Origin of the sequence: Pseudomonas sp. AMR01 (assembly GCF_041946035.1) — a bacterium.
GTDB lineage: Bacteria > Pseudomonadota > Gammaproteobacteria > Pseudomonadales > Pseudomonadaceae > Aquipseudomonas > Aquipseudomonas antarctica_B.
Genome location: NZ_JAUTYR010000074.1, coordinates 1 through 5,683, shown reverse-complemented (window position 1 = coordinate 5,683; position 5,683 = coordinate 1). Strand labels below are relative to the sequence as shown.

General features: G+C 50.9%; 2 tRNA genes and 3 rRNA genes. All 5 read right to left on the bottom strand.

From position 1 onward, the window contains the following. Positions 1-9: 9 nt before the first annotated feature. A 5S ribosomal RNA gene (gene rrf / locus Q7C20_RS26475) occupies positions 10-125 on the bottom strand. A 155-nt stretch (positions 126-280) separates the two neighbouring features. Beyond that, a 23S ribosomal RNA gene (locus Q7C20_RS26470) occupies positions 281-3,172 on the bottom strand. Between the two features lie 249 nt (positions 3,173-3,421). Next, positions 3,422-3,497 (bottom strand) — tRNA-Ala (locus tag Q7C20_RS26465). Positions 3,498-3,527: 30 nt separating this feature from the next. Then, positions 3,528-3,604: transfer RNA gene (locus Q7C20_RS26460), tRNA-Ile, on the bottom strand. Between the two features lie 161 nt (positions 3,605-3,765). Continuing rightward, positions 3,766-5,302, bottom strand: a 16S ribosomal RNA gene (locus Q7C20_RS26455). The 16S, 23S and 5S rRNA genes sit together here with 2 tRNA genes alongside, the layout of an rRNA operon. Between the last annotated feature and the right edge of the window lie 381 nt (positions 5,303-5,683).

The window sequence follows — 5,683 nt, the reverse complement described above, 5'->3', positions numbered from 1 at the left end:
GGAATTTAATCTTGACGATGACCTACTCTCACATGGGGAAACCCCACACTACCATCGGCGATGCATCGTTTCACTACTGAGTTCGGGATGGGATCAGGTGGTTCCAATGCTCTATGGTCGTCAAGAAATTCGGGTACTGAGTCGTGACCAGATGGCCTCGCTTCAGCAAATTGGGTATGTGATAGCTTTCGGTGTTTTGTGAGATCGAACTTTCGGTTCTATCGTCTTCACACACCGCAATCTGATGCTCTTTCGAGTTCTCAAATTGCTTGGGTGTTATATGGTCAAGCCTCACGGGCAATTAGTATTGGTTAGCTCAACGCCTCACAGCGCTTACACACCCAACCTATCAACGTCGTAGTCTTCGACGGCCCTTCAGGGAACTCAAGGTTCCAGTGAGATCTCATCTTGAGGCTAGTTTCCCGCTTAGATGCTTTCAGCGGTTATCTATTCCGAACATAGCTACCCGGCAATGCCACTGGCGTGACAACCGGAACACCAGAGGTTCGTCCACTCCGGTCCTCTCGTACTAGGAGCAGCCCCTCTCAAATCTCAAACGTCCACGGCAGATAGGGACCGAACTGTCTCACGACGTTCTAAACCCAGCTCGCGTACCACTTTAAATGGCGAACAGCCATACCCTTGGGACCGGCTTCAGCCCCAGGATGTGATGAGCCGACATCGAGGTGCCAAACACCGCCGTCGATATGAACTCTTGGGCGGTATCAGCCTGTTATCCCCGGAGTACCTTTTATCCGTTGAGCGATGGCCCTTCCATACAGAACCACCGGATCACTAAGACCTACTTTCGTACCTGCTCGACGTGTCTGTCTCGCAGTCAAGCGCGCTTTTGCCTTTATACTCTACGACCGATTTCCGACCGGTCTGAGCGCACCTTCGTACTCCTCCGTTACTCTTTAGGAGGAGACCGCCCCAGTCAAACTACCCACCATACACTGTCCTCGATCCGGATAACGGACCTGAGTTAGAACCTCAAAGTTGCCAGGGTGGTATTTCAAGGTTGGCTCCATGCAGACTGGCGTCCACACTTCAAAGCCTCCCACCTATCCTACACAAGCAAATTCAAAGTCCAGTGCAAAGCTATAGTAAAGGTTCACGGGGTCTTTCCGTCTAGCCGCGGATACACTGCATCTTCACAGCGATTTCAATTTCACTGAGTCTCGGGTGGAGACAGCGCCGCCATCGTTACGCCATTCGTGCAGGTCGGAACTTACCCGACAAGGAATTTCGCTACCTTAGGACCGTTATAGTTACGGCCGCCGTTTACCGGGGCTTCGATCAAGAGCTTCGCGTTAGCTAACCCCATCAATTAACCTTCCGGCACCGGGCAGGCGTCACACCCTATACGTCCACTTTCGTGTTTGCAGAGTGCTGTGTTTTTAATAAACAGTCGCAGCGGCCTGGTATCTTCGACCGGCATGAGCTTACGGAGCAAGTCCTTCACCCTCACCGGCGCACCTTCTCCCGAAGTTACGGTGCCATTTTGCCTAGTTCCTTCACCCGAGTTCTCTCAAGCGCCTTGGTATTCTCTACCCAACCACCTGTGTCGGTTTGGGGTACGGTTCCTGGTTACCTGAAGCTTAGAAGCTTTTCTTGGAAGCATGGCATCAACCACTTCGTTAACTAAAAGTTAACTCGTCATCAGCTCTCGGCCTTAGAATCCCGGATTTACCTAAGATTCCAGCCTACCACCTTAAACTTGGACAACCAACGCCAAGCTGGCCTAGCCTTCTCCGTCCCTCCATCGCAATAACCAGAAGTACAGGAATATTAACCTGTTTTCCATCGACTACGCTTTTCAGCCTCGCCTTAGGGACCGACTAACCCTGCGTCGATTAACGTTGCGCAGGAAACCTTGGTCTTTCGGCGTGGGTGTTTTTCACACCCATTGTCGTTACTCATGTCAGCATTCGCACTTCTGATACCTCCAGCAAGCTTCTCAACTCACCTTCACAGGCTTACAGAACGCTCCTCTACCGCATCACCTAAGTGATACCCGTAGCTTCGGTGTATGGTTTGAGCCCCGTTACATCTTCCGCGCAGGCCGACTCGACTAGTGAGCTATTACGCTTTCTTTAAAGGGTGGCTGCTTCTAAGCCAACCTCCTAGCTGTCTAAGCCTTCCCACATCGTTTCCCACTTAACCATAACTTTGGGACCTTAGCTGACGGTCTGGGTTGTTTCCCTTTTCACGACGGACGTTAGCACCCGCCGTGTGTCTCCCATGCTCGGCACTTGTAGGTATTCGGAGTTTGCATCGGTTTGGTAAGTCGGGATGACCCCCTAGCCGAAACAGTGCTCTACCCCCTACAGTGATACATGAGGCGCTACCTAAATAGCTTTCGAGGAGAACCAGCTATCTCCGAGCTTGATTAGCCTTTCACTCCGATCCACAGGTCATCCGCTAACTTTTCAACGGTAGTCGGTTCGGTCCTCCAGTTAGTGTTACCCAACCTTCAACCTGCCCATGGATAGATCGCCCGGTTTCGGGTCTATTCCCAGCGACTAGACGCCCTATTAAGACTCGCTTTCGCTACGCCTCCCCTATTCGGTTAAGCTCGCCACTGAAAATAAGTCGCTGACCCATTATACAAAAGGTACGCAGTCACCTAACAAAGTAGGCTCCCACTGCTTGTACGCATACGGTTTCAGGATCTATTTCACTCCCCTCTCCGGGGTTCTTTTCGCCTTTCCCTCACGGTACTAGTTCACTATCGGTCAGTCAGTAGTATTTAGCCTTGGAGGATGGTCCCCCCATATTCAGACAAAGTTTCTCGTGCTCCGTCCTACTCGATTTCATGACTAAGAGATTTTCGCGTACAGGGCTATCACCCACTATGGCCGCACTTTCCAGAGCGTTCCGCTAATCTCAAAGCCACTTAAGGGCTAGTCCCCGTTCGCTCGCCACTACTAAGGGAATCTCGGTTGATTTCTTTTCCTCAGGGTACTTAGATGTTTCAGTTCCCCTGGTTCGCCTCTTACGCCTATGTATTCAGCGTAAGATAACCATCTTATGATGGCTGGGTTCCCCCATTCAGACATCTCCGGATCAAAGTCTGTTTGCCGACTCCCCGAAGCTTTTCGCAGGCTACCACGTCTTTCATCGCCTCTGACTGCCAAGGCATCCACCGTATGCGCTTCTTCACTTGACCATATAACCCCAAGCAATCTGGTTATACTGTGAAGACAACATTCGCCGAAAATTCGATAATACTCAAAACTGAGTAACTCACAAATTTTACCTTAGCCTGATCCGTTACCAGTGAAAGTAACGTTCAGTCTATCTTTCTATCACATACCCAAATTTTTAAAGAACGATCTAATCAAAGACTAGAAATCAACATTCACCATCAATCTGATGGAATGCTCATTTCTAAGCTTTCATAACGTAGAAGCAGTAGTGGTGGAGCCAAACGGGATCGAACCGTTGACCTCCTGCGTGCAAGGCAGGCGCTCTCCCAGCTGAGCTATGGCCCCGTATTTCTACAGGCGTTTCCCACACAAAATTGGTGGGTCTGGGCAGATTCGAACTGCCGACCTCACCCTTATCAGGGGTGCGCTCTAACCAACTGAGCTACAGACCCAATTTCGAGCTATAAGGCCGACCTCACCCTGCTCTCTACCACAGAGCATGGGGTGCGCTCTAACCAACCAAGCTACAACCCGTCAGGGCTGCTTCTTATCGTCTTCTTCAATGAATCAAGCAATTCGTGTGGGTGCTTATGGAGCAGCTGATGTCGTCGATTAAGGAGGTGATCCAGCCGCAGGTTCCCCTACGGCTACCTTGTTACGACTTCACCCCAGTCATGAATCACACCGTGGTAACCGTCCTCCCGAAGGTTAGACTAGCTACTTCTGGTGCAACCCACTCCCATGGTGTGACGGGCGGTGTGTACAAGGCCCGGGAACGTATTCACCGCGACATTCTGATTCGCGATTACTAGCGATTCCGACTTCACGCAGTCGAGTTGCAGACTGCGATCCGGACTACGATCGGTTTTGTGGGATTAGCTCCACCTCGCGGCTTGGCAACCCTCTGTACCGACCATTGTAGCACGTGTGTAGCCCAGGCCGTAAGGGCCATGATGACTTGACGTCATCCCCACCTTCCTCCGGTTTGTCACCGGCAGTCTCCTTAGAGTGCCCACCATTACGTGCTGGTAACTAAGGACAAGGGTTGCGCTCGTTACGGGACTTAACCCAACATCTCACGACACGAGCTGACGACAGCCATGCAGCACCTGTCTCAATGTTCCCGAAGGCACCAATCTATCTCTAGAAAGTTCATTGGATGTCAAGGCCTGGTAAGGTTCTTCGCGTTGCTTCGAATTAAACCACATGCTCCACCGCTTGTGCGGGCCCCCGTCAATTCATTTGAGTTTTAACCTTGCGGCCGTACTCCCCAGGCGGTCAACTTAATGCGTTAGCTGCGCCACTAAGAGCTCAAGGCTCCCAACGGCTAGTTGACATCGTTTACGGCGTGGACTACCAGGGTATCTAATCCTGTTTGCTCCCCACGCTTTCGCACCTCAGTGTCAGTATTAGTCCAGGTGGTCGCCTTCGCCACTGGTGTTCCTTCCTATATCTACGCATTTCACCGCTACACAGGAAATTCCACCACCCTCTACCATACTCTAGTCAGTCAGTTTTGAATGCAGTTCCCAGGTTGAGCCCGGGGATTTCACATCCAACTTAACAAACCACCTACGCGCGCTTTACGCCCAGTAATTCCGATTAACGCTTGCACCCTCTGTATTACCGCGGCTGCTGGCACAGAGTTAGCCGGTGCTTATTCTGTCGGTAACGTCAAAACAATCACGTATTAGGTAACTGCCCTTCCTCCCAACTTAAAGTGCTTTACAATCCGAAGACCTTCTTCACACACGCGGCATGGCTGGATCAGGCTTTCGCCCATTGTCCAATATTCCCCACTGCTGCCTCCCGTAGGAGTCTGGACCGTGTCTCAGTTCCAGTGTGACTGATCATCCTCTCAGACCAGTTACGGATCGTAGCCTTGGTGAGCCATTACCTCACCAACTAGCTAATCCGACCTAGGCTCATCTGATAGCGCAAGGCCCGAAGGTCCCCTGCTTTCTCCCGTAGGACGTATGCGGTATTAGCGTCCGTTTCCGAACGTTATCCCCCACTACCAGGCAGATTCCTAGGCATTACTCACCCGTCCGCCGCTCTCAAGAGAAGCAAGCTTCTCTCTACCGCTCGACTTGCATGTGTTAGGCCTGCCGCCAGCGTTCAATCTGAGCCATGATCAAACTCTTCAGTTCAAACATCTTTGGGTTTTTAAGAAACCCTAAACTTGGCTCAGCAATCGTTGGTTACATCTTTGATTTCTCGCGGAGTAACTTGTGATGCTGATAATCTTGTTGACTATCAGTCTGACTCCACAAGCACCCACACGAATTGCTTGATTCAGTTGTTAAAGAGCGGTTGGTTAAGATCTTTCGTCTCAACCGAGGCGCGCATTCTACAGCAGCCTCATTTGCTGTCAAGTGATTATTTTCAGAAGTTTTCGAAGAATTCTTCAACAACTTCAACCACTTGCGCTTCCGATCTCTCGTTAGCGGGAGGCGAATTCTACAGCGTTACACGCTGCTGTCAACACCTCTTTTTCTCCGCTTTCGACCGAGAAGATCGAAACGTTAATA